The sequence below is a fragment of the Dyella mobilis genome, from assembly GCF_016904945.1.
GTDB classification, from domain to species: Bacteria; Pseudomonadota; Gammaproteobacteria; order Xanthomonadales; family Rhodanobacteraceae; genus Dyella_B; species Dyella_B mobilis.
Genome location: NZ_JADIKF010000037.1, coordinates 43,254 through 63,722 on the forward strand (window position 1 = coordinate 43,254; position 20,469 = coordinate 63,722).

The following is a 20,469-nucleotide window of genomic DNA, read 5'->3' on the forward strand; positions in this document are numbered from 1 at the left end:
GGGTTAGCGCAGCGTAACCCAACGATCTTAGGCGCATCGGCGAAGACTCGTTGGGTTACGCTGCGCTAACTCAACCTACTCATCTATGGATTACGCGATTTCGCCCGGCGCGCCTCGTGCAACTTGGCGTATTTCAAAAACACGTAGAACGACCCCAGCACGCTGGCGATGAAACCCGCCCAGCCGCTGAGAAAATAGCGCTTGAGCAAATATTGCCGCAGGAAAAACAGCGGCGGATAGATCACCATGCGCAAGCCGGTAAAACCCTGGCCGCGGCGCAGTTTGTGCGCCACCATGCCGCTGCTGTAGCGGTTGATCTTTTCCACCCGGGTGGCAATGTCGCCATCGCCGTCATTGACGAAGTCGGCGCCCCACAGCGTTTTCACCGGGCCGCGCACTTCCACGGCGGCGTGCACTTCCACGTCGTTCATGCCGCCATGCTTGCGGTTGAACAGGCGCAAATGGCCGTTGCGATGGCTCCAGCGATGCTGCACGGTCCAGAACATGCGTTCGCGACGCGGCAGGCGGAAACCGGCATGCCGGGGATCTTCCAGTGCGCGCTCGATGATGGCTCGCGTGCCCGGCGAAAGTATTTCGTCCGCATCGAGGTTGAGCAACCAGTCGTTGCGCGCCAGATCGTAGGCCCGCTGTTTTTGCGGACCGTAGTCGTCGAACGGATGCACTTCAACACGCGCCCCGTGCATGCGGGCAATGGCCACCGTGCTGTCGGTGGAGCCGGAATCGAGCACCACGATTTCGTCGACCCAATCCACTTCGCGCAGGCAGGCATCGAGCGTGTCGGCGTTGTTGTAGGTGATCAGGACAACCGAGAGCGGCTCACGGGCCATGGCGCGTTTCCTTGCCGGCAGCACAAAGCGTCGCGCACCACAGCCCCAGCAGCCAGGCAAACAACAGTCCCCACCACGCCGAATAGAAGGCCAAATGGGTATTCAGCGGAAAGAGCATCGCAACCAGAGCTAGGCTCACTGGAAAAGCCGTTTCCCGTCCCACCTTGCCCACGCGCCGCCAGGCACGCCAGGCAAAGACCACGCCGGTCAACCACAGCAAGAGGCCGACGACGCCGGTCTCGGTGAGAATCTCCAGCACGAGCTGGTGCGGATGACAGGCGCCTACGCCGTCGCCGCAGTTCTCCGCCACCATGAAATGATCGTTGGCCGGCGCGAACTGCGGATACGCATAACGAAAATCCCGCACGCCGACACCGGTGACCGGATGCGCCGCGATCATCGCCAGGCTGTTGCGCCAGATATCCAGCCGGCCAGTGGTCGCCTGGTTGATCGCCTGCTCGCTGCCACCGAGCGCCGTCAGCGTGCGCTGCATGCGCGCATCGAAACGCGTCGAGGTTTTCCAGGCCAGCCCGCCAGCTGCCAGCAGTACCGCTGCGGCAATCGCGCAGGCGACGGCAAAACGCGGCAGCGAACCCGCCTCTCGCCACAGGAATACCAGCGCAACCAGCCCGAAGCCGATCCAGGCCGCGCGCGACCCGCTCAACATCACTGGTCCAAGCAGCAGGCCCAGACCCACGATCAAACCGGGCCTCTGCCATTGCTCCCGTGCAGCCCACAGCGCAAACGGCGACAGCACCGCCAGCGTAGGCCCGAGCTTGGGATCATCGGCGCCGAAAAGGCCGGAGATGCGCTCGGGTTCCGCATGGCCGCGCAGGCTCCAGCCGGTAAGCATCTGCATCCAGGCATCCAGGACCCAGAACGCAATCACTGCCGCCACGGCGAAATAGAAGCCGCGCACCTGCAGCTGCCCACGCATCGCGTAGCAGGCATAGGCACCCAGCGGTACATAGCGCAGCAAGCCCAGCACGGTCGACCAGCTCTTGCCCGGCATCACTGCAGTGAACGCCGAGATCAATGCCGCCCCGATATAGCAAGCCAGCAACACCAGCAGCAGCCGGATGCCGGGATCCGCACGCAATACTCCAGGTTCGCGGCGCAACGCCAGCAGGCAACCGATCACACACAGGCCCGTGGCCAGCTCGGCACTGCGCCCGAACGGCAACAACGCAATCAGCAGCCACGACGGCAGCAGCGGCGAGCGCAGCAGATCTTTCAGTGCCGGTAGGGAATAACGCATGCCAGGGTCCGCAGACGGGTCCGGGCATTGTAAGGCGCTTAGGCGGCTACTTCCTCGTAAAGCGCCAGCGCGGCGTGCTGCATGTCGATCAAACGGTAGCGTTGCAGCGGTGCGATGGGCGGTGCGACACGCAGCAATTCGGCGGCACGCTCCACCAGGCGTTCGCGATCGCCGGGCGGCACGCGGCCCGCAGGGTAGAGTTCGGCCAGCAGTTCGCCGACACCGCCATGGGCATAGCCCAGCACCGGACGGCACAACGATAGCGCCTCCACCACGGTACGGCCGAACGCCTCGGGCTTGTTCGACAACTGCAGTACCAGTGCCGACATGGCGTAGATGTCACGGACATCTTCCCGCGGCGCCGTCATCACGACCTGGCTGGCGATGCCGCGCGCGTTGACCCGTTGCTGCAACTCGGCCACATAGGCCTCGCGGCCCGGCTCGATCACACCCAGCAACAGCAATCGCGTTTCGATGCCGCGCTGCTTGAGGTCAGCCACCAGTTCGATGGCATCGTGATGCCCTTTCAGACGCGTGCCACGCGCCGGCAAGGTCAGCAGCGGCGCACCGGCGAGCTGGGGAAATTCGGTGAAGAAGGCCTTTTGCCAAGCCTCGTCCGGGCGATGGCCGTAAGGAAAGGCTTCCGGGTCGATGCCGCGCGGAATGATGCGGATACGCGAGGTATCGAGCTTGTGATAATGGCTGAGCAGATAGTCGCGAACCGTCTGCGAAACGACGACGATGCGTTCGCCGCGCAGCATGATGGCGCTGTAGCGGCCCGGCGAATTGAGGCCATGCACGGTGGTGATGAAATGCGGCCGCGGCGACATGCCCTTGAGCGCCCACCAACCCATCCAGGCGGGCAAGCGCGAACGTACGTGCACGATGTCCGGCTTCAGCTCGCGCAGCAAACGGCGCAACTGCCACAGCTTGCCCAGCGTGCGCAGCGACTTGCGCCCGATATCCAGCGTGATGTGCTCGCTGCCTTCGGCCTCCAGCTGGTCGGTCATGCGACCGCCGGCGGAGATCACCACCGAGCGATGCCCAGCCTGCACCAAAGCCTGTCCTGACTCCAGCACGGAGCGCTCCGCCCCGCCCGCGCGCAACGCAGGGATCAGCTGCACAACAGTCAGCACCCTGGCCGGCGTAGCGGCTACGGACATGATTCCCTCATTTGCGACTTTCATCCGATAAAACAAGCACTAATCGTGCCGTGTGGCGCCTCGCGGCGCCGGGATGTCGGTCGATGATCAGTCGCGCAGCACGTAATGTGCGCCACAGTAAGGACATACGGACTCGCCGCCATCCTGAACGACCGGCAGGTAGACCTTCGGATGGGAGTTCCACAGGGCCATGCCGGGCATCGGACAGGACAACGGAAGGTCCGAACGCGTCACTTCGTAACGATTTTCGGCATTCGCCAGGATGGGCTTGGCCGCGGCGGGGGAACCCGACATGGGATGTTGCTCCGGGTAAGACATTGGGTGCGCAATGGTAGCAGGCCCACGCATCCCCCGGCATGGCGCTCCCCTCCCCGGTCAAGGGGGAGAGGAGGCAAAACGCGCCTTACTTGGCCTTCGGCACCGAAGCTTCGGTGGTGATGGTGAGCTGGATGTCGTCGCTCACTTTCGGCACAAAGGAGCCGAGACCGAAATCGGAACGCTTCAGCGTGCCGGTGGCATTGAAGCCGATCGCCGGCTGGCCGGTAAACGGATTCGGGCCCATGCTGTTGAGCGTGGCATTGAGGGTCACCGGCTTGGTCACGCCGTGCACGGTGAGATTGCCCACGATCGTGTAGTGCGTGCTATCCACCTTCTGCACGCCGGTGCTCTTGAAGCTGATGGTGGGGTACTTGTCGGCATTGAAGAAGTCGGGCTGCTTCAGGTGTTCGTCCAGCGCCGCCACGTGGGTGTCAAGCTTGCTCAGCGGCATGGTGACGTCCACCGAGGACTTGGACGGGTCCTGCTGGTCGAACACTAGTTTGCTGCCCTCATCAATGCCGATGTCGGCCACCGGATTGGAAAAACCAAAATGGCTCCAGCTAAACAGCACCATGGTGTGGCTGGGGTCGAGCTGATAGGTCACCGGGGCGGCCTGGGCCGACATTGCGGCGCCGAGCAGGCCAGCCAGCATCACATAACGAAGGGTACGCATGAAAAATCTCCTGCCTCAATCATTAGGGGGGGAAGAAGGCGTCGGCGACGCCGATTCGAATGACACCGATTGCAAACCTTCCAGCTCACGCAGGTCTTCAGCCAGGCTCATCAACTGGTCGTTGCGCATGGCCGGTCCGAACACCAGATCCACTTGATCGTCACCGTCTTCCCGGCGACGCAAAATCATTTTCTGCAAAGGCAAATGCCGGCGCGAAACGATCGCCTCGATCGAACCCAGCGCCGCCGCATCGGCGAGGCGTACACGCAGACGCGGGATACCGCGCCGCCGCCACGCCATCAGGCGCCGCTCCAGCGGCTTGAGCAAGGCCAGGATCAGCCAGCACACCGCCGTGGCAATCACCGCTGCCGCATACAAACCGCTGCCTGCCGCCAGGCCGATGGACGCGGTGGCCCACAAGCCCGCCGCCGTCGTCAGTCCGCGCACGATCTGCTCGCGCTGCATGAACATGATGGTGCCGGCGCCCAGAAAGCCGATGCCGCTGACCACCTGGGCCGCGATACGCGATGGATCGAGCACCACGTTCGGCTGTCCGAGCACGTCGTGGAAGCCGAACGCCGACACGATGATGGCCAGGGCCGCCCCCACGCTCACCAGCATGTGCGTGCGCATGCCGGCGGTCCATTCGTTGCGGCTGCGGTTCAAGCCGATCACCGCACCCAGCACGGCAGCCAGGACCAGACGCAGAAAGATCTCGAGGGGTTCGATCATCGTCGGAGTTCAGCTTCGCGTGACGCTCTGCGGAGCCCCCATCTTAGGGCGCTCCGCAAAGGTGCGCGTTACTCCACGCGGCAGGCTTCATCGAACGACAGGCGCGGGCTGCGCGGGAACAGGTCGCGACTGGCATCGCCATAGCCGATATTGATCAGAAAATTCGACTTGATCGACGTACCGGCAAAGAACGCCCCGTCCACGCCCGCGTTGTCGAAGCCGGACATCGGGCCGCAATCCAGACCCACCGCCCGCGCCGCCATGATCACGTAGGCACCCTGCAGGGTTGCATTGCGGAAGGCCGTGCGCTCGATCAGCTCGGGGTTGCCGACGAACCAGCTGCGTGCATCGGCATGCGGGAACAGTTGCGGCAGCTTTTCGTAAAACTCGTGGTCGTTGGCGATGATTGCCGTGATCGGCGCCGCCAAGGTCTTGGCCCGATTGCCCTCGGAGAGGAACGGCTTGAGCTTTTCCTTGGCCTCCGCGGATTTCACGAACACGACGCGCATCGGCGAGGAGTTGGCGCTGGTCGGACCGAACTTGGCCAGTTCATACAGCGCGTGCAATTGCTCGTCCGTCACCGGCTTGGGCAGGAAGGCGTTATAGGTACGGGCATGGCGGAACAACTGGTCCAGCGCCGCCTCGGCAAGCTTCTCGCTCATCGGTATCCTCTGCATGAATGACGCGCCATCGTGGCGCAACAGCTACAAAGTGTAAGCGGAAGCGGTATCGATCCAAGACCAATGGGCGAAACGAACTGTGCACAATCCGACGACAATCGCCCTTGACCGCGTGGCCCGCGCATGAGCCACCAAGCCTTGCAGGGCGAGTGCTGGGCCATCACCGACCATGCCGCCGGCAACCAGCGCCAGGCCCTGGCCCTGGCCGAACGGATGCAGATGCCCGTCCGTCACCTGATGCTGTCGCCGCGCGCACCGTGGTCCTGGGCTTCGCCCCGGTTGACCCTGGGCGGTCGCCTGGCCCTGCCCCGTTCACAGCGAGACAGCTTCGGGCCGCCCTGGCCGGAACTGGCCATCGGCTGCGGCCGCAACGCGGCGCTGCTCACCCGCATGCTGCGCACGCTGGCTGGCCCGCGCTGCCACACAGTGCAGATCCTCGATCCGCGCATCGATCCGGCACACTGGGATACGGTCATCGCCCCCCGCCACGACCGGCTGAGCGGCCCCAACGTGCTGCAACCCCTGGGCTCGCTCAACCCGATCGACGACGCCTGGCTGCAGGATGGCCGCGATGCCTGGCCCGCCTTGGGCGATTTCCCTACGCCACGCGTGGGCGTCCTGGTCGGCGGACCGCGCAAGGGCATCCGCATCGATGACGAATACATACAGTCGTTGCTCGAAAAACTGCTCGCCCGCCAGCGTGCAGAAGGCGGCAGCCTGCTGGTGCTGACTTCACGCCGCACACCGCTTGAAGTGATCGAACGCATGCGCGCGGCCTTGCGCGACGTCCCCGGCCTGCTGTGGTCAGGTCCCATGGACGGCAACAACCCCTACCCCGGCGTGATGGGCTGGGCCGATCAGCTGGTGGTAACACCCGATTCGGTCAACATGCTCAGCGAAGCATGCGCCGTGGGTTGTGCCGTGCAAACGATGACACTGGCGCCGCTACCGGACAAACTCAAACGGTTTCATCTAAGTTTGCGCGAAGCGGAATCGCTGCACGACCTGGATGCCATACCACCGGCGCGACAGACGCCGTTGCGCGAAACGGCGGCGATCGCCCAGATGTTGCGCCGACGCCTGCTGGCGGATTGATTCGATCAATCCGCCGGCTCCATCGGTATCAGCATGCCGCGCTTGAGCGTGCTCAACGCCACCCGGGTCTGGAAGCGCCGCACATTCGCGTTATCCGATACCAGTCTTTGCATCAAGGCTTCGAAGTCCTCGACATCGCGCGCCACCACGACCAATACATAGTCGCCCGCCCCGGTGACGTACCAGGCTTCCTGGATACGCGCTTCCATGGCAATCCATTGCTTGAGGCTGGCCAGCAACTCCGGCCGCTCCCGCTCCACTTCCACGTCGACGATCATCGTCAACGGGTGGCCGGCGCGCTTGGGATCGATCACCGCCACTTCCGCCGTGATGACGCCTTCGTCGCGCATGCGCGCCATGCGCCGCTGTACTGCCGAGGCGGACAGGCCGATATCCGCTCCGATCAATTCGGCCGCGCGGCGGGCATCTTTTTGAATGACGGAAAGAATGCGCCGATCGAGCTTGTCCAGTTCCATGGCCACCTGTGCACGCGTGCCGTGTGAGTCGAGGGAAAAACCTGCAATGCCACCCAAAGTCGCGGGCGGGCCGCGCAGGCGGACCCTAGCATAGCTCGCTCTCCCCAACGCGTTGGCAGCATCCATTCCATGAAGCTCCTTTACCAGACGCACTCACCCTATGCGCGCAAAGTGCTGGTGTTCGCTCACGAGGCGGGATTGGCCGACCGGCTGGAAATCATCCATCACGAAACCAGCCCGACCCTGCGCAACGAAGTCGTATTCGCGCTCAATCCGCTGGGCAAGGTACCCGTGCTGATTTACGACGATGGCATGGTGTTGTTCGATTCCAGCGTCATTTGCGAATACCTGGACGGCCTGCATGACGGACGCAAGCTCATTCCCGCATCGCCCCCGGAGCGCTTCGCCGCACTCCGCCATCAAGCCATTGCGACGGGCCTGGCCGACGCCGGCATCGCCGTCCGCTGGGAAACCGAGCGCCGCCCCGAGCCCTTGCGCTGGGCACCTTTGCGCGAAGGTCATCTGCAAAAGATTGTCGCCGCCTGCGATTTTCTGGAAGCACACATTCGCGAAGACAAAGAACCGGATATCGGCGACATCGCCCTGGCTACCGCATTGAGCTGGATCGAGTTCCGCGACATCTACGCCTTCCAGCCGTCACGCCCTCGACTGTCCTCGTGGTACACGCGTTTCTGCCAGCGAGCTTCGATGCTTGCTACGCCGCTTTGCGGCAACACAGTCGACACACCCTCCTCCTCGGCAACGGGAGTGCGTCATGCCATCGCCGTGGACTGAGCTGCTGTTCCTGCACGGCCACATCGGCAATGTGCGGCTGGCGCGCGAACTCGCCGACCCGCGACCGCAGCCGCCGCACACGCCCTGCCGCGAAAAGAGCGAGGCCAGTCCGTTTGCGCATCGCGTGGCCGTTTACGTGCGATGGTGCCTGGGTATTGGCGATGGCAGCGTGCGCAGTCAGTAGACCATGGCGGATGCAGATGCAAATGGGCGGCCTTCCAATAAAAACAGCCTGCCAGGCATCAGGCTAGTGAATGCCTGGTATTTCCGAACAAATAGAAATGGCGCGAATCGCCGCTTTCGCGCTGTCTTTGGAGTATCCGCCGCCGCCCAGCATCACCGTCGGAATGGAACGGCGGCTCAACGCGTGCAAGGTCAATCGTTCTCGCTCCGCAACGTCATCGATGCTCAAACACAGTCCGCCCAGCCTGTCGCTTGCCAAGGTATCCGTGCCGGCCACGACAAAGGCAAGGCGATAGCCATCCGCTAATTTTTCCAGCGCCTCGGCGTAGTGCTTCAAATAAGTCTCGCCATCGGTGCCCATGGCCATGGGCGCCGGGATATCCACGCGCCTGCGGGTGTACTCGGAGGTGGGATATATCCCCACGTTGTAGACATCGAGAAGGGTCACGTTTCTGTTGTTCTTGAACGTAGCGGCGTTTCCGTTTCCATGATGCGCATCGGTATCGATGATCAGCACTTTATCGTCGGGTGCAAGCAAGCCGCGCCTGACGAGGTCCCCGTGACAGATGCCTATGTCGTTGTAGATGCAAAAGCCTTCCATGGCTTGCGGCATGGCATGGTGGTATCCGCCCGACAGGTTCCAATGGACACCGCCGCGTTCCAATGCATTCACTGCACCGAGCATCGTCCCTGCCACGCCCCAACGCATGGGGGCGAGGACCTTGCGGTCGATAAAGGAAAAGCGCATGAACGGAATGCGCGGCACTTCCAGCGCGCGCAGCACCAGCACCGCGCTGCGAACCTGCTTGGACATCAGACTGGTCAAAAAGCCATCAATGAGTTCCATGCTCGCCGGCTCCGCGGGTTCGACGAAGTTGATGCGCGAGTTGGCTTTCAATCCGTCGTGGATAGCACGGAACTTGGTGCCATCGAATGGATGAAGCCGGTTAAGCAACCCCAAGTCGATGTTGTAGTGCCGGCTGTAGATGACGTCCATTGCGCTTTTTCTGTAGTCCTTGACCAGGCCTTGAGCATAGCGAAGGGTCTCCACGGACGCACAGGTACGACTCCAATCCCACCACCATTTCAATTCCCCGGCGAACGCGGCCGCACAGCGCGCCTTTAAGTGCGGCACACCATTCCTCAAGCGGTGTGCCGCGGTGGCGATCATGCGGCAGTTACGGGTTATCCACCCGGCTCAGGCGGGAGCGTGCCGGCGTACTGGCGCAGGTAGTAGAGCGCGGCGTGCAGACCGCTGGCTTCGGAAGGAATCAGAGGCCAGGGGCTGATCGGGTCGCGGGTGCGACCGATGCGTGCGCGTTTGTAGGCTTCGCTGTATTCCAGCAAGGCTTCGATGGTGCCGGTGGCATGGGCGACGCCAGCGATGCGCGCGCTGTTGGTCAGCCGCTTTTGCTGCGTGCGACTCAGCGGATAGAGCTGGTAGCCGGCGAACGGGAAGGATTCTGAAACGGGTTCGTTGCGAACCGATGGGCGTGCGTCTGCCGTATGATCTTGGGTAGCCATGATCAACATCCTTGGTGTTGGTTTTGGTTAGCGGATCGTGGGAGTTGCTGCTCTCACGGTCCGCGCCTTCCACACATTGCTGCATGGGTCATCGACGTTGCCTGTTTCGAGTGGGCGTTGATGACGGTGCCAATTTATCAAATGAGCGCGCGGGACCCGTGTAGGGGATCGATGGCTGTTTTTGTGCGTGCCAGCAGTGCGGCGAACGTAGTCGCACCGGCAGGCGCCGACGCAACGGCGCTTTTTGCAAGGTTGGCGCGCTAGAAATGGAAGCCCAGCGCGCGGGTGACCACGGTGACATCGCCGCACAGCGTTTCCAGCTCTTCGTCGCGCGGCGCAATGCGCGAGCGCAGATCCAGCGTGCAGAGCAAGGCCCGCCGCAGCAGTTCGGCATGGGCCACGCTGAAGCAATTGGCCTGGGCGGTGTCGAGCAGGCCGGCGTCGCGGCAGGATTCGATCAGACCGGCGTTGGCCGTCACGCTGAGCAGGTTCGGATTTTTCGCCGCATGCGCCAGCACCAACCCTTGCAGCGCGAACTCGATATCGAGCAAGGCGCCATGACCCTGTTTCAGATCGATCTGCGTAGCGTCGGAGCGATCGCGCTCTGCGCGCCAGCGTTGCCGCATGTTGCTGACCTCGGCAAGCACGGCGGCGGCATCGCGCGGTACTGCCAAGGTGCGGCGGCGCACCTCGATCAGTTCGGCATTTAATGCCGCATCGCCGGCTACCGGCCGCGCACGCAACAGGGCTTGATGCTCCCAGGTCCAGGCGCGGCTTTCCTGATAAGCCACGAAAGCATCGAGGCTGCCCACCAGCAAGCCTTTGGAGCCGTCCGGGCGCAGGCGCGTGTCCACTTCGTACAAACGCCCTGCTCGCGTGAGCACGGTGAGCCAGTTCATCACGCGCTGGGTAAGACGCTGATACCAGCGCGAACCGTCCAGCGGGCGCGGGCCATCGCTCATCTCCTGCGCACGCTGGCCATCGAACACGAACACCAGGTCGAGATCGGACGCGAAACCGAGCTCCTCGCCGCCCAGGCTGCCATAGCCGAGCACCGAGAAGCCGGAACCGACCCCAGGCAAACGCCCGTGCTGCGCAATCACTTCGCGCTCGGCCAACGCGGCGACGGCGATGACTATCGATTCGGCCAGCGCACCAAGCCTGCGTGCCGTAGCCACCGCATCGGCACGGCCGTCGTTGAACGCCAGCCCAAGGCGAAACGCGATGCTGGATTTGAATTCGTTGATGCGCTCCAGCTCGGCTTCGGCTTCGCGTTCGTCCAGGGTGGTGAGGACGTGTGCGATCTCGGCGCTGATATCGGCGCGCTTGAGCGGCAATTGATCGATGCGCGGGTCGAGCACGTCATCGAGCAACAATGGCTGGGCAATCACCCGCTCGGCGAGAAAGGCGCTGTCGGCGAACAGCTGTGCCAGGCGCTTGCGCGCGGCCGGCTGCTCTTCCAGCAAGGCCAGATACGAAGGTCGACGCGCCACGGTCTGCACCAGGCGACACAGGCGCAGCAAACACGGCACCGGCGCGGAAGTCTGGCGCGCGACTGCCAACAGCTGCGGCATCAGGTGATCGAGCCGCTCGCGTGCGCGTGCCGACATGGCGCGCAACTGCGCCGCCTGCGGCAACTTCAGCAATGCTTCGGCGGCGTCCGCGCCGGGTGCGAAGCCCGAGGCTTCCATCAGCTCCGCTTTCAGCGATTCGTCGCAGGCGCGCTGCCACAACACCGCATCGGCGGCGGGTACGTGGGTCTTGGCGCCGCCTTCGGGCATCAGCACGGCGGCAAATTCGGCAGCGACGATTTCGCGATGTTTCGCCAGTTCTTCGGCGAGTGGCTCCCAGGCCGGATAGTCGAGGCTCAAGGCAAGGCGCTCGCGGCTCAGGACGTCATCGGGAAGATCGTGGGTTTGCGCGTCGCGCAGCATCTGCACGCGATTTTCCAACCGCCGCAGGAATACATACGCCTCGCGCAAGGCACGCGCACGCGCAGCCGGAATGTGGCCGCGCCCTTCGCAAGCAGTGAGCGCGGGCAGCAGGCCGCGCACGCGCAGGCTGGGTTCGCGGCCGCCGCGGATCAACTGCACCAACTGCACGATGAATTCGATTTCACGGATGCCGCCCGGCCCCAGCTTGAGATTGTCGGCCAGATCCTTGCGCGCCACTTCCGCATCGATCAGCGCCTTCATTTCGCGCAAGCCGGCGAAAGCGGTGTAGTCGAGGTATTTGCGATAGACGAACGGGCGCAGCATTTCCTGCAACTGCTTGCCGGCGCTGCGATCGCCCGCCACGGCGCGCGCCTTGATCCACGCGTAGCGCTCCCAATCACGGCCTTCGCGCTGGTAATACTGTTCCATCGCACTGAACGGCAGGGCGAGCCGGCCCGCATTGCCGAACGGACGCAGGCGCAAATCCACGCGCGCACAAATGCCGTCGGTGGTGGGCTCGTTGAGCAAGCGCACCAGCTGGCGCCCGAGGCGTACGAAATATTCGCTGTTGTCGAGCGAGCGTGCACCATCGCTCTCGCCGCCTTGCGGGTAGGCCAGCACCAGGTCAATATCGGAAGAGAAATTCAGCTCGCTGCCGCCCAGCTTGCCAAAGCCGATCACGATCAGGCGCTGCACAGTACCGTCTTCACCGCGTGCATGCCCGTAGCGCTCAGCCAGCATGCGCTCGGACCACGCCAGCGCGCTGCCCAGCAAGGCCTCGTAGAGCACACTGGTGGCGGAAAGAATTTCCGGCAGGTCGTCCAGTCCGTTGACGTCGCGGAACACCAGGCGCAGCGCCTCGGCATGCCGGAAGCGGCGCAGCGCGGACATGCTTGCCGTTTCGTCGGTATCCAGCTTCAAGGCATCGATGCGCGCGGCCGCGTCGTGACCGGAACGCAGGCGTTCCAGGCCCACCGGCGCCAGCAACTGCGGCTGGTTGCGCCAGGTTTCGAAAGCGAAATCGCTGGCCAGCAAGGTACGCCGGATGCGCTCGGCCACGCCGGCATCGTCGTGCAGGGGCACGCCTGCGGCACGGCAGCGGGCAACCAGCTGTGCGTAGCGATCGTCGATCAGCGCGCGCAGCGACGAGGATTCTGCGGAAGGGGTCATCACGGGCATGCACCCATTATGCCCGCATCGACCGCGCCTTTACCCCGGCACGGGGGTCGTCGGAATCTTTCAGCAAGCCTCAGCGTCGCCTGACAGAAGCAAATCGCTGGGACGACCAAAGTAATGGGCAGACGCCAAGGAGGTCGCTCGCTCATGCAAGGAACGGAAGCGCTGCATCCCGCACCGGAGGTTTTGCTGAAACAGGGCGACTCCGGCGAACCAGTAAAACGGCTTCACCGCCAACTGCGCCGCATCGGCTACCGCGACCTCGATGGCGAGTTGCCAGGCGATGTCGATTTTAACGATCGCACGCGTCGCGCCGTCGAGGCCTTTCAATACGATTACGGACTTGCCGTCGACGGCATCGTGGATATCAAGACCGCAGCGGCGCTGCGGCATGCCGAGCATCGCGTGAAGTGGCTCACCGGGTGAGGCTCACGCTTCCAGCCGCCGCCAGGGTCCGCTGACAACCGGCGAAGCCAGGTGCGGAGTGTGGCAATCCGCCCGCGCACAAACGCGTCCTTCGCGATCGAGCCCGAACACCGTCAACGCCTGGAATTGAACCGTAACGCGCTCACCAGAGGCATGGCGTCCGCCATCGTGCCCGTTCCAGGCGGCCTCGAGCGGTTCGTGCATGCCATCCACCTGCAAGCTGGCCAAGGTGGTGCCGGCGACGTGCCTCACGCCAAGCAGGCGCGCCGGCAGGCCTTCACCTGGGCGTGGCGAAGAAACGATGTGCTCGGGGCGCACGTGCACCTCCACCGCGTGCCACGTTTCGTCCGCAAAGCCTTCCAGCCGCCACGATGCACCCAGCACACGCAGGCTGGAAGCCGTCACTTCGCCCGGCACCGCCTGCCCGCGTGCGATGAATTTCGATACAAAAGGCGTAGCCGGCCGATGGTAGACCTGCTCGGGCGTACCGACCTGCTCAATGCAGCCGCGATTCATCACGATCACGCGATCGGCCATTTCCAATGCTTCGTCCTGGTCGTGCGTCACGAACAACGAAGTGATGCCCAGCGAGCGATGAAATTCGCGCAGCCAACGGCGCAGATTGACACGAACCTGCGCGTCCAGGGCGCCAAACGGTTCGTCCAGCAACAGCAGCCTCGGCTCGATCGCCAAGGCGCGCGCCAATGCCACGCGCTGCCGCTGCCCACCGGAAAGCTGGGCGGGATAGCGCGCGGCAAGTTGATCCAGTTCCACACGCCGTAGCAATTCATCCACGCGCGCCTTGATCACGGCCGCTTTGGGCCGCAAGCGCCACGGACGAACGCGCAGGCCGAAAGCCACGTTCTGCGCCACCGTCAAATGCGGAAAAAGCGCGTAGTGCTGAAACACCAGGCCGACGCCGCGGCGGCGCGCATCCAGTGCCAGCAGATCCTGCCCGTCGCGCTGCACGCTGCCGCTGTCGGGCTGGTCCAACCCTGCAAGAATGCGCAGCAAGCTGGTCTTGCCGGAACCCGAAGGACCGAGCACGGCGACAAATTCGCCGTCGCCGATGCGCAGGCTGATGTCGTCCAGTGCAATGAATGACCCGAACTGGCGTCGCAAGCGTGAAATATCGATACCCATGGCGTTCCCTAATGCCGCCCTTTCAGTTCGCCGCCGTGACGCCACTCGAGCAAACGCTTGATGCCCAGTGTCACCAGCGTAAGCAGCGCGAGCAATGACGCCACGGCAAAGGCGGCGGCGAAATTTTCTTCGTAAAGTTGATCGACTTGCAGCGGCAAGGTGTTGGTGAGGCCGCGCAGGTGGCCGGACACCACGTACACCGCTCCGAACTCGCCCATCGCGCGCGCATTGCAAAGCAATACGCCGTACAACAATGCCCAGCGCACTCGAGGAAGCGTGACGCGGAAGAAAATCTGCCACCCGTTCGCACCCAGGGTAAGCGCGGCCTCTTCCTGCTCGGAACCTTGTGCCTGCATCAGGGGAATGAGTTCGCGCGCCACGAAGGGCAAGGTGACGAATACCGTCGCCAGCACCAGCCCCGGCAAGGCGAAAATGACTTGCACGCCGTGAGCCTCCAGCCACGAACCCAGCCAGCCGTACTTGCCGTAGACGAGTATCAGCATCATGCCCGCCACCACCGGCGAGACCGAGAACGGCAGATCGATCAGGGCGCCCAGCAAGGCCTTGCCGCGAAACTCGAAATGCGTCATCGCCCACGCGGCGGCAAGTCCGAACAGCAGATTCAACGGCACGGCGATGGCGGCCACGGTCAAGGTCAGGCGCACCGCGGCGAGCGTATCGGGCTGGCGAATGGCATCCAGATAGAAGGCGACGCCGGGCCGCAGCGCCTCGGCAAAGATCGCCAGCAGCGGAAGCACGAGCAGCCAGCCAAGTACCAGCAGGGCGCACAGCACCAGCACCGTGCGCGCCAGCGAGATCGGCCAGGTGGGCCGTCCGCCAATGGAAATCGTTGCGGCGACCACCGCCATCAGCGCAGCACCGCCCAGCGGCGAGCCCAGCGTTGCACAGCCGCCATCGCCAGCAACAACAGTAACGATGCCGCCAGCATCACGGCGCCCAGCGCCGCCGCTCCGCGATAGTCGTATTGCGAGTCGATCTTCTGCACGATCAGGTACGGCGCGATTTCGGTTTGGAACAGGCGGTTGCCGGAAATGAAAATCACCGAACCGTATTCGCCGATGGCCCGCGCCAACGCCAGCGCATAGCCGGTCAGCAAGGCGGGCAGCAACAACGGCAGCAGCACGCGCAGGAAGCGCTGGATCGGCGAAGCGCCCAACGTATAGGCAGCTTCCTCCAGGTCGCCGTCGAGGCTTTCCAGCACCGGTTGCAAGGTGCGCACCACAAAGGGCAGGCCGACGAACACCATCGCCAGCAACACGCCCAGGCGGCTGTACGCCACTTCGATGCCCCATGGCACCAGGCGGCTGCCGATCCAGCCGTTCGGTGCATACAGCGCCGTCAGGGCAATGCCGGCCACCGCGGTGGGCAAGGCAAACGGCAGATCGACCAAGGCATCGCACACGCGCCGGAAGGCGAAGCGGTAGCGCACCAGCACCCACGCCACGAGCAGTCCCAGCAGCACATCGATGGTCGCCGCCAGCAAGGCCGCACCGAAGCTCAACCGCAACGATGCCAATACGCGCCGCGTGCCGACCTGCGCCCACCATCCGGCCGGCCCCAGTTCGCACGCCGTCCACAACAGCGCAGCCAGCGGCAACAAGACGCAACTGCCCAACACCGCCAGCGTATAGCCGGTGCTCAAGCGAAATCCTGGCAAGACGCGCCGCGTCACGGAATCAATGCTCCCCTTCCGTGATCTGGTCGAAGACGCCACCATCGGCGAAGTAGGTCGCCTGGGCTTTGCGCCAGTCACCGAACTGCTCGGCCAAGGTAAAGGTTTTTACTGCGGGAAACTGGGCGGCGTAGGCGACCGCCACCGAAGCCAGGCGCGGGCGGAAGAAGTGCCTGGCGGCAATCGCCTGCCCTTCGGGACTGTAGAGATACTGCAGATACGCCTGCGCGATTTTTTGCGTACCGTGCGCGACTGCGACGCTATCGACAACGGCAACGGGCGGCTCGGCCAGGATGGTCGACGAGGGCAGCACGATCTCGTAGTTGTCCTTGCCGAATTCGTGCTGGGCCAGCAGCGCCTCGCTCTCCCAGGCGATCAGCACGTCGCCGATGCCACGCTGGGTAAACGTATTGGTGGCGCCGCGTGCGCCGGCATCCAGTACCGGCACGTGCTGATACAACGCAGTGACATACGCACGCGCCTTGTCGGCATTGCCGCCAGGCTGGCGCACGGCCCAGCCCCACGCCGCGAGGAAATTCCAGCGCGCGCCGCCGGAAGTTTTTGGATTGGGAGTGATGACCTGTACATCCGCGCGGATCAGATCGGGCCAATCGCGGATGTGCTTCGGGTTGCCCTTGCGCACCAGGAAGACAATGGTGGACGTGTAAGGCGAACTGTTGTCCGGCAGGCGCGTCTGCCAGTCCTTTGCCAGCAGGCCTTTATCGGCCAGCACGTCGATGTCGTAGGCCAGGCCCAACGTCACCACGTCCGCCTGCAGGCCATCGAGCACCGCGCGCGCCTGCTTGCCCGAGCCGCCGTTGGAAGTCGTGATGGCGATCGCCTGGCCTGTCTGCTTGGCCCACTGCGCTTTGAAGCTCGCGTCCACGTCCTGGAAGTATTCTCGCGTGGGGTCGTAGGACACGTTCAGCAACCGCGTATCCGCCGCATGCACCCAGGCGGCAGCGAAGCTCAATACGGCGGACAGCAACACAAGACTTCGTTTCATATGCAGCGGAACTCCTCAAGGCGCAGGCGAAGACGCCCATCGTCGACTATAGATTTGGACGGCTGGACGCCTGAAAGCGCGGATCGTCCTATCCATATGGCGGACGCCGGCCGTGGCGATCAGATGAATATTTCGGCACGCAGCTCGACGACGTGCGGGTTGATCACCAACCCGCGCCGGTCGCTGAACGCCCGGATATAGTTGGCCTGCAGGCGCAGATGCGTGCCGACGTACCAGTTCGCGCCGGCCGTCCAGTCGTGCTCCCTGCCCCCGAGCACGCGGCCATCGTTGAGATCCAGCTCGCTGTAGCGCAATGCGAATTCCAGCGCACCCCAGGAATGCTCTGGAATCACGTTGCTGACGTTGCCATCGTGGTATTGCCGCGACTCCCCGGTAAGCACCCAGCTGCCGAACGCGTAGAAGCCATCGATGTCGTAATCGGGCCGGCCGTTCTTGAAGGATGTCTGGGCTTGCAGGTATTCGCTCTGGACCGACCAGGGGCCTTCGATCCAAACCTCTTCGAGACCCAGGCGGTTGATGTGATCCACCCCGGTAAACGTGCCGGAGCTGACCAGTGCGACAGTGGTGAGACCGGCCTCCGGGGGCGTCTTGAAACTGGCCGTGGCGGGCTGCTGCACGCCTAGCGCGTCGACGATCCCATAGGGCCGCTCCTGTGAAGCGGCAACGCCCAGGTGCAGCACCTCGCCGGGCTGGTGCAAGGGCACCCATGCGGCGCGCGCCGCCAAGGTGTGTCCAGGGTTTTTGCCGGCCAGGTTTTCGCCGTAGTAGCCAAGACTGGCCAGCCAGTGCGTGCGCTGGATCGCCCAATCCACGCCGATCCGGCGGTTTTCGTAGATGGCCTGCGACGGCAGGGCCAGTTCGATAAAGGTGGTCTGCGTCGAGGTGGTTACGCCCTCGAAACTCACCGGCGTCTTGCTCTGGCCGAAGCGGAGTGCGCCGAAGTCCTGATCCAGCAAGGCGGCCGACTGCAGCCGAAAGAACACGTCCTGCCACGCCTTCGACTGGAAGTCGTAATACACGGTAGCGTCGTAGACACCCGGCTTCTTTACATAGAAACCCAGGTATTTGCGGCGGTTGGTATGGGCATCGGCGAATTTGCCGTCGCCGTTCGAGAATTCGTTCGCGTCGTACTGATAGCGCAACACCAGCCCCAGATCCGTACCGTCGCCGAACGTCTCGTGGGTGGGCCAGTTGGTGAGCCAGTCGTTGGTATCCGCATTGGCCGGTCCGGCGGCTAGCACGGCAGCCAGGACCCACGGGAATGAGGCAATCGCTGACTTCGGTCTTCGAGGCATGGGTTCCTCCGGCGTCGCCGGTCACGGCGCCTGGTGATGGGGTGGACATTTCCCTGGTGCGCTCCGGGGTTGGAGCGGCACGACCCCATGCTGCCCGGCCGAGGAATGAGGGCGGAAAGGAGTGAATGGCATGCGGATATGCCACCCCATCATTTCTTGGCCAAAAAACGAAGTCCTAACATCCTTTCAGCAAATGGACGTCTATACGTCCATGGAAGAGATACGATGACCGCACTCACATTATCGCCCCTTACCGAGGACAAGCAGGCGCTTGCCGTGCGGCTGATCGATGGCCTGGACACCGCCGCACTGCATTGGCTTTCCGGTTACGTGGCCGGAGTCGCCTCGCAACGCCTCGCTGGCGCAAAGGCCTCCCACGCCGAACACCCGGCCGCCGCCACGGAGGCGCAGGCGCGACTGACCGTGCTTTACGGCAGCCAGACCGGCAATGCCAAGCGGATCGCCGAAGACCTCGGACGGCGCGCCACCTCGGCGGGCCTCGCGGTCCGCGTGGTGCGTGCCGACGCCTACCCCACCCGCGAACTCAAGCAGGAACGCCTGCTGTATCTCGTCGTCAGTACCCAGGGCGATGCCGAGCCGCCGGATGATTCGCGCGCACTGGTGGAATTTCTCAATGGCGCACGCGCACCGAAACTGGAAGGCCTGCGCTACGCGGTGCTGGGTCTGGGCGACTCGAGCTATCCGCAGTTTTGCGCCATCGGCCGCCAGCTCGACGAGCGCCTGGCCACGCTGGGGGCGCAGCGCCTGCTCCCCACCGGCGAGGCGGACGTCGACCTGGAAACCGTCACCCAGCCCTGGCTGGAGCAGGCCCTGCAGCAGGCTCGCGAACAGCTCAAGACGTCCACGCCGCTGGCCAAGGTCACCACGTTGCGCACCGCGCGCAGCACGCCAACCTGGCACCGCGAGCAACCGTTTGCCGCCCCGCTGCTGCTCAACCAGCGCATTACCGGGCGCGACAGCGACCGCGACGTGAGGCACATCGAGCTGTCGCTGGAAGGTTCCGGCCTGCGCTACACGCCGGGCGATGCGCTCGGCGTATGGCCGACCCAGGCGCCCGAACTGGTGGAGGCAGTGCTGGATACGCTGCACCTGGACGGCGCCGCCACGGTGCGCGCCGGCACCGACGAGCTGCCCTTGCGCACCTGGCTGAGCGAACGGCGCGAACTGACCCAGCTGACGCGACCCTTCTTCGCGGCACACGCCGAACGCAGCGGCGACACGCGCTTGCAGGATTTCCTGGCGCCGGCAGCGCGCGACCAACTCGCCGACCTGTTCGCGCGCTGGCAGGTCCTCGATCTGCTGCGCCGCCATCCGGTGGAATGGACGCCCGACGCCCTGGTAGCGGCACTTCGCCCCCTAGCGCCGCGGCTCTACTCGATTGCATCCAGCCAATCGGTGGTCGGCGAAGAAGTGCACCTGACCGTCAGCCACGTCGACTACGCGATCGACGGCGACGCGCGCTGGGGTGCAGCCAGCCGCTATCTGGCCGGACGCGCTGAAGGCGAATCCGTCCCGGTGTTTATCGAAGCCAACGAGCGCTTCCACCTCCCGGCCGATGACCGCGACATCATCATGATCGGTCCTGGCACCGGCGTGGCGCCCTTCCGGGCCTTCGTGCAGGAGCGCGCCGAACACGCTGCCAACGGACGCAATTGGCTGCTGTTCGGCAACCCGCATTTCCAGTCGGACTTTCTCTACCAGGTGGAATGGCAGCAAGCCCTGAAGAACGGGCAACTGCATCGCCTCGACCTGGCGTTCTCGCGCGATCAGGCCGACAAGGTCTACGTGCAGCATCGCCTGCGCGAACAGGGGCGCCGTTTGTACGAATGGCTGGACGGTGGCGCACACCTTTATGTCTGCGGCGATGCCAGCCGCATGGCCAAGGACGTGCACGGCGCGTTGATCGACATCGTCGCCGAGCACGGCCAGCGTACGGCGGAAGACGCCGAGGCCTGGTTGAACCAGTTGATCCAGCAGGGCCGCTACGCCCGCGACGTGTATTGAGAATT

21 protein-coding genes are annotated in these 20,469 nt (G+C 64.1%); 5 read left to right on the forward strand and 16 right to left on the reverse strand.

What is annotated here, in order from left to right:
• Positions 1 to 83 precede the first annotated feature (83 nt).
• The 7 genes from ISS99_RS06135 to ISS99_RS06165 all read right to left on the reverse strand — a co-directional run bounded on the left by ISS99_RS06135 (position 84) and on the right by ISS99_RS06165 (position 5,654).
• On the reverse strand, positions 84 to 848 hold the full coding sequence (locus ISS99_RS06135) for a glycosyltransferase family 2 protein (protein ID WP_204630726.1): 765 nt from the start codon (positions 846 to 848) through the stop codon (positions 84 to 86).
• Positions 838 to 2,106 carry an O-antigen ligase family protein gene (locus ISS99_RS06140; protein ID WP_204630727.1) on the reverse strand — a complete coding sequence of 423 codons (1,269 nt, stop codon included), beginning with the start codon at positions 2,104 to 2,106 and terminating at the stop codon, positions 838 to 840. Before ISS99_RS06140 ends, ISS99_RS06135 begins: the two co-directional genes overlap by 11 nt.
• 38 nt (positions 2,107 to 2,144) lie before the next feature.
• Positions 2,145 to 3,269 (reverse strand): glycosyltransferase, encoded by a 1,125-nt coding sequence (locus tag ISS99_RS06145; RefSeq protein WP_204630728.1) that lies wholly within the window; start codon positions 3,267 to 3,269, stop codon positions 2,145 to 2,147.
• A gap of 87 nt (positions 3,270 to 3,356) precedes the next feature.
• Positions 3,357 to 3,563 (reverse strand): zinc-finger domain-containing protein, encoded by a 207-nt coding sequence (locus ISS99_RS06150; RefSeq protein WP_204630729.1) that lies wholly within the window; start codon positions 3,561 to 3,563, stop codon positions 3,357 to 3,359.
• Between the two features lie 109 nt (positions 3,564 to 3,672).
• Positions 3,673 to 4,260, reverse strand: coding sequence for a YceI family protein (locus ISS99_RS06155; RefSeq protein WP_204630730.1), 588 nt, complete (start codon positions 4,258 to 4,260; stop codon positions 3,673 to 3,675).
• A 15-nt stretch (positions 4,261 to 4,275) separates the two neighbouring features.
• Positions 4,276 to 4,992, reverse strand: a complete 717-nt coding sequence (locus ISS99_RS06160) for an MgtC/SapB family protein (protein WP_204630731.1) — start codon at positions 4,990 to 4,992, stop codon at positions 4,276 to 4,278.
• A gap of 68 nt (positions 4,993 to 5,060) precedes the next feature.
• On the reverse strand, positions 5,061 to 5,654 hold the full coding sequence (locus ISS99_RS06165; RefSeq protein ID WP_204630732.1) for a malonic semialdehyde reductase: 594 nt from the start codon (positions 5,652 to 5,654) through the stop codon (positions 5,061 to 5,063).
• Between the two features lie 141 nt (positions 5,655 to 5,795).
• Here ISS99_RS06165 and ISS99_RS06170 point away from each other — a divergent pair, with 141 nt between their 5' ends.
• Positions 5,796 to 6,767, forward strand: a complete 972-nt coding sequence (locus ISS99_RS06170) for a mitochondrial fission ELM1 family protein (protein WP_204630733.1) — start codon at positions 5,796 to 5,798, stop codon at positions 6,765 to 6,767.
• 5 nt (positions 6,768 to 6,772) lie between these two features.
• Here ISS99_RS06170 and ISS99_RS06175 read toward each other — a convergent pair whose 3' ends face one another.
• A complete protein-coding gene (locus tag ISS99_RS06175; RefSeq protein ID WP_239537745.1) occupies positions 6,773 to 7,369 on the reverse strand; it encodes an Lrp/AsnC family transcriptional regulator in 597 nt (198 codons plus the stop codon).
• Positions 7,370 to 7,372: 3 nt separating this feature from the next.
• On the opposite strand from ISS99_RS06175, the gene ISS99_RS06180 reads away from it, so the two are divergent.
• Positions 7,373 to 8,038 carry a glutathione S-transferase family protein gene (locus ISS99_RS06180; protein WP_204630734.1) on the forward strand — a complete coding sequence of 222 codons (666 nt, stop codon included), beginning with the start codon at positions 7,373 to 7,375 and terminating at the stop codon, positions 8,036 to 8,038.
• Positions 8,019 to 8,222 carry a hypothetical protein gene (locus ISS99_RS06185; RefSeq protein WP_204630735.1) on the forward strand — a complete coding sequence of 68 codons (204 nt, stop codon included), beginning with the start codon at positions 8,019 to 8,021 and terminating at the stop codon, positions 8,220 to 8,222. Before ISS99_RS06180 ends, ISS99_RS06185 begins: the two co-directional genes overlap by 20 nt.
• Before the next feature lie 63 nt (positions 8,223 to 8,285).
• Here the strand turns inward: ISS99_RS06185 and ISS99_RS06190 are convergent, their stop codons facing one another.
• From ISS99_RS06190 to glnE, 3 genes are all read right to left on the reverse strand, one after another.
• Positions 8,286 to 9,392 (reverse strand): histone deacetylase family protein, encoded by a 1,107-nt coding sequence (locus ISS99_RS06190; protein ID WP_204630736.1) that lies wholly within the window; start codon positions 9,390 to 9,392, stop codon positions 8,286 to 8,288.
• Positions 9,393 to 9,406: 14 nt separating this feature from the next.
• On the reverse strand, positions 9,407 to 9,745 hold the full coding sequence (locus tag ISS99_RS06195) for a hypothetical protein (RefSeq protein ID WP_204630737.1): 339 nt from the start codon (positions 9,743 to 9,745) through the stop codon (positions 9,407 to 9,409).
• A 260-nt stretch (positions 9,746 to 10,005) separates the two neighbouring features.
• Positions 10,006 to 12,858 (reverse strand): bifunctional [glutamate--ammonia ligase]-adenylyl-L-tyrosine phosphorylase/[glutamate--ammonia-ligase] adenylyltransferase, encoded by a 2,853-nt coding sequence (gene glnE / locus ISS99_RS06200; RefSeq protein ID WP_425490435.1) that lies wholly within the window; start codon positions 12,856 to 12,858, stop codon positions 10,006 to 10,008.
• A gap of 144 nt (positions 12,859 to 13,002) precedes the next feature.
• Between glnE and ISS99_RS06205 the strand changes: the two genes are divergently transcribed.
• The gene (locus ISS99_RS06205) at positions 13,003 to 13,281 is read left to right on the forward strand and encodes a peptidoglycan-binding domain-containing protein (RefSeq protein ID WP_204630739.1); all 279 of its coding nucleotides are present in this window, start codon (positions 13,003 to 13,005) and stop codon (positions 13,279 to 13,281) included.
• A 3-nt stretch (positions 13,282 to 13,284) separates the two neighbouring features.
• Here the strand turns inward: ISS99_RS06205 and ISS99_RS23770 are convergent, their stop codons facing one another.
• The 5 genes from ISS99_RS23770 to ISS99_RS06230 form a co-directional block, all read right to left on the reverse strand.
• Complete coding sequence (locus tag ISS99_RS23770; RefSeq protein ID WP_204630740.1) at positions 13,285 to 14,424, reverse strand: sulfate/molybdate ABC transporter ATP-binding protein; 1,140 nt, start codon at positions 14,422 to 14,424, stop codon at positions 13,285 to 13,287.
• A gap of 8 nt (positions 14,425 to 14,432) precedes the next feature.
• Positions 14,433 to 15,293 (reverse strand): sulfate ABC transporter permease subunit CysW, encoded by an 861-nt coding sequence (cysW, locus tag ISS99_RS06215; RefSeq protein ID WP_204630741.1) that lies wholly within the window; start codon positions 15,291 to 15,293, stop codon positions 14,433 to 14,435.
• Positions 15,293 to 16,162: a sulfate ABC transporter permease subunit CysT gene (cysT, locus tag ISS99_RS06220; protein WP_204630742.1), complete on the reverse strand. Its 870-nt coding sequence runs from the start codon at positions 16,160 to 16,162 to the stop codon at positions 15,293 to 15,295. The genes cysW and cysT overlap by 1 nt, the downstream gene beginning before the upstream one ends.
• Positions 16,122 to 17,123 (reverse strand): sulfate ABC transporter substrate-binding protein, encoded by a 1,002-nt coding sequence (locus ISS99_RS06225; protein ID WP_204630743.1) that lies wholly within the window; start codon positions 17,121 to 17,123, stop codon positions 16,122 to 16,124. Before ISS99_RS06225 ends, cysT begins: the two co-directional genes overlap by 41 nt.
• Positions 17,124 to 17,242: 119 nt before the next feature.
• Positions 17,243 to 18,439: an OprO/OprP family phosphate-selective porin gene (locus tag ISS99_RS06230; protein ID WP_239537748.1), complete on the reverse strand. Its 1,197-nt coding sequence runs from the start codon at positions 18,437 to 18,439 to the stop codon at positions 17,243 to 17,245.
• Between the two features lie 225 nt (positions 18,440 to 18,664).
• Between ISS99_RS06230 and ISS99_RS06235 the strand changes: the two genes are divergently transcribed.
• Entirely contained in the window at positions 18,665 to 20,464 is a 1,800-nt protein-coding gene (locus ISS99_RS06235) for an assimilatory sulfite reductase (NADPH) flavoprotein subunit (protein WP_204630744.1), read from the forward strand.
• Positions 20,465 to 20,469: the final 5 nt, after the last annotated feature.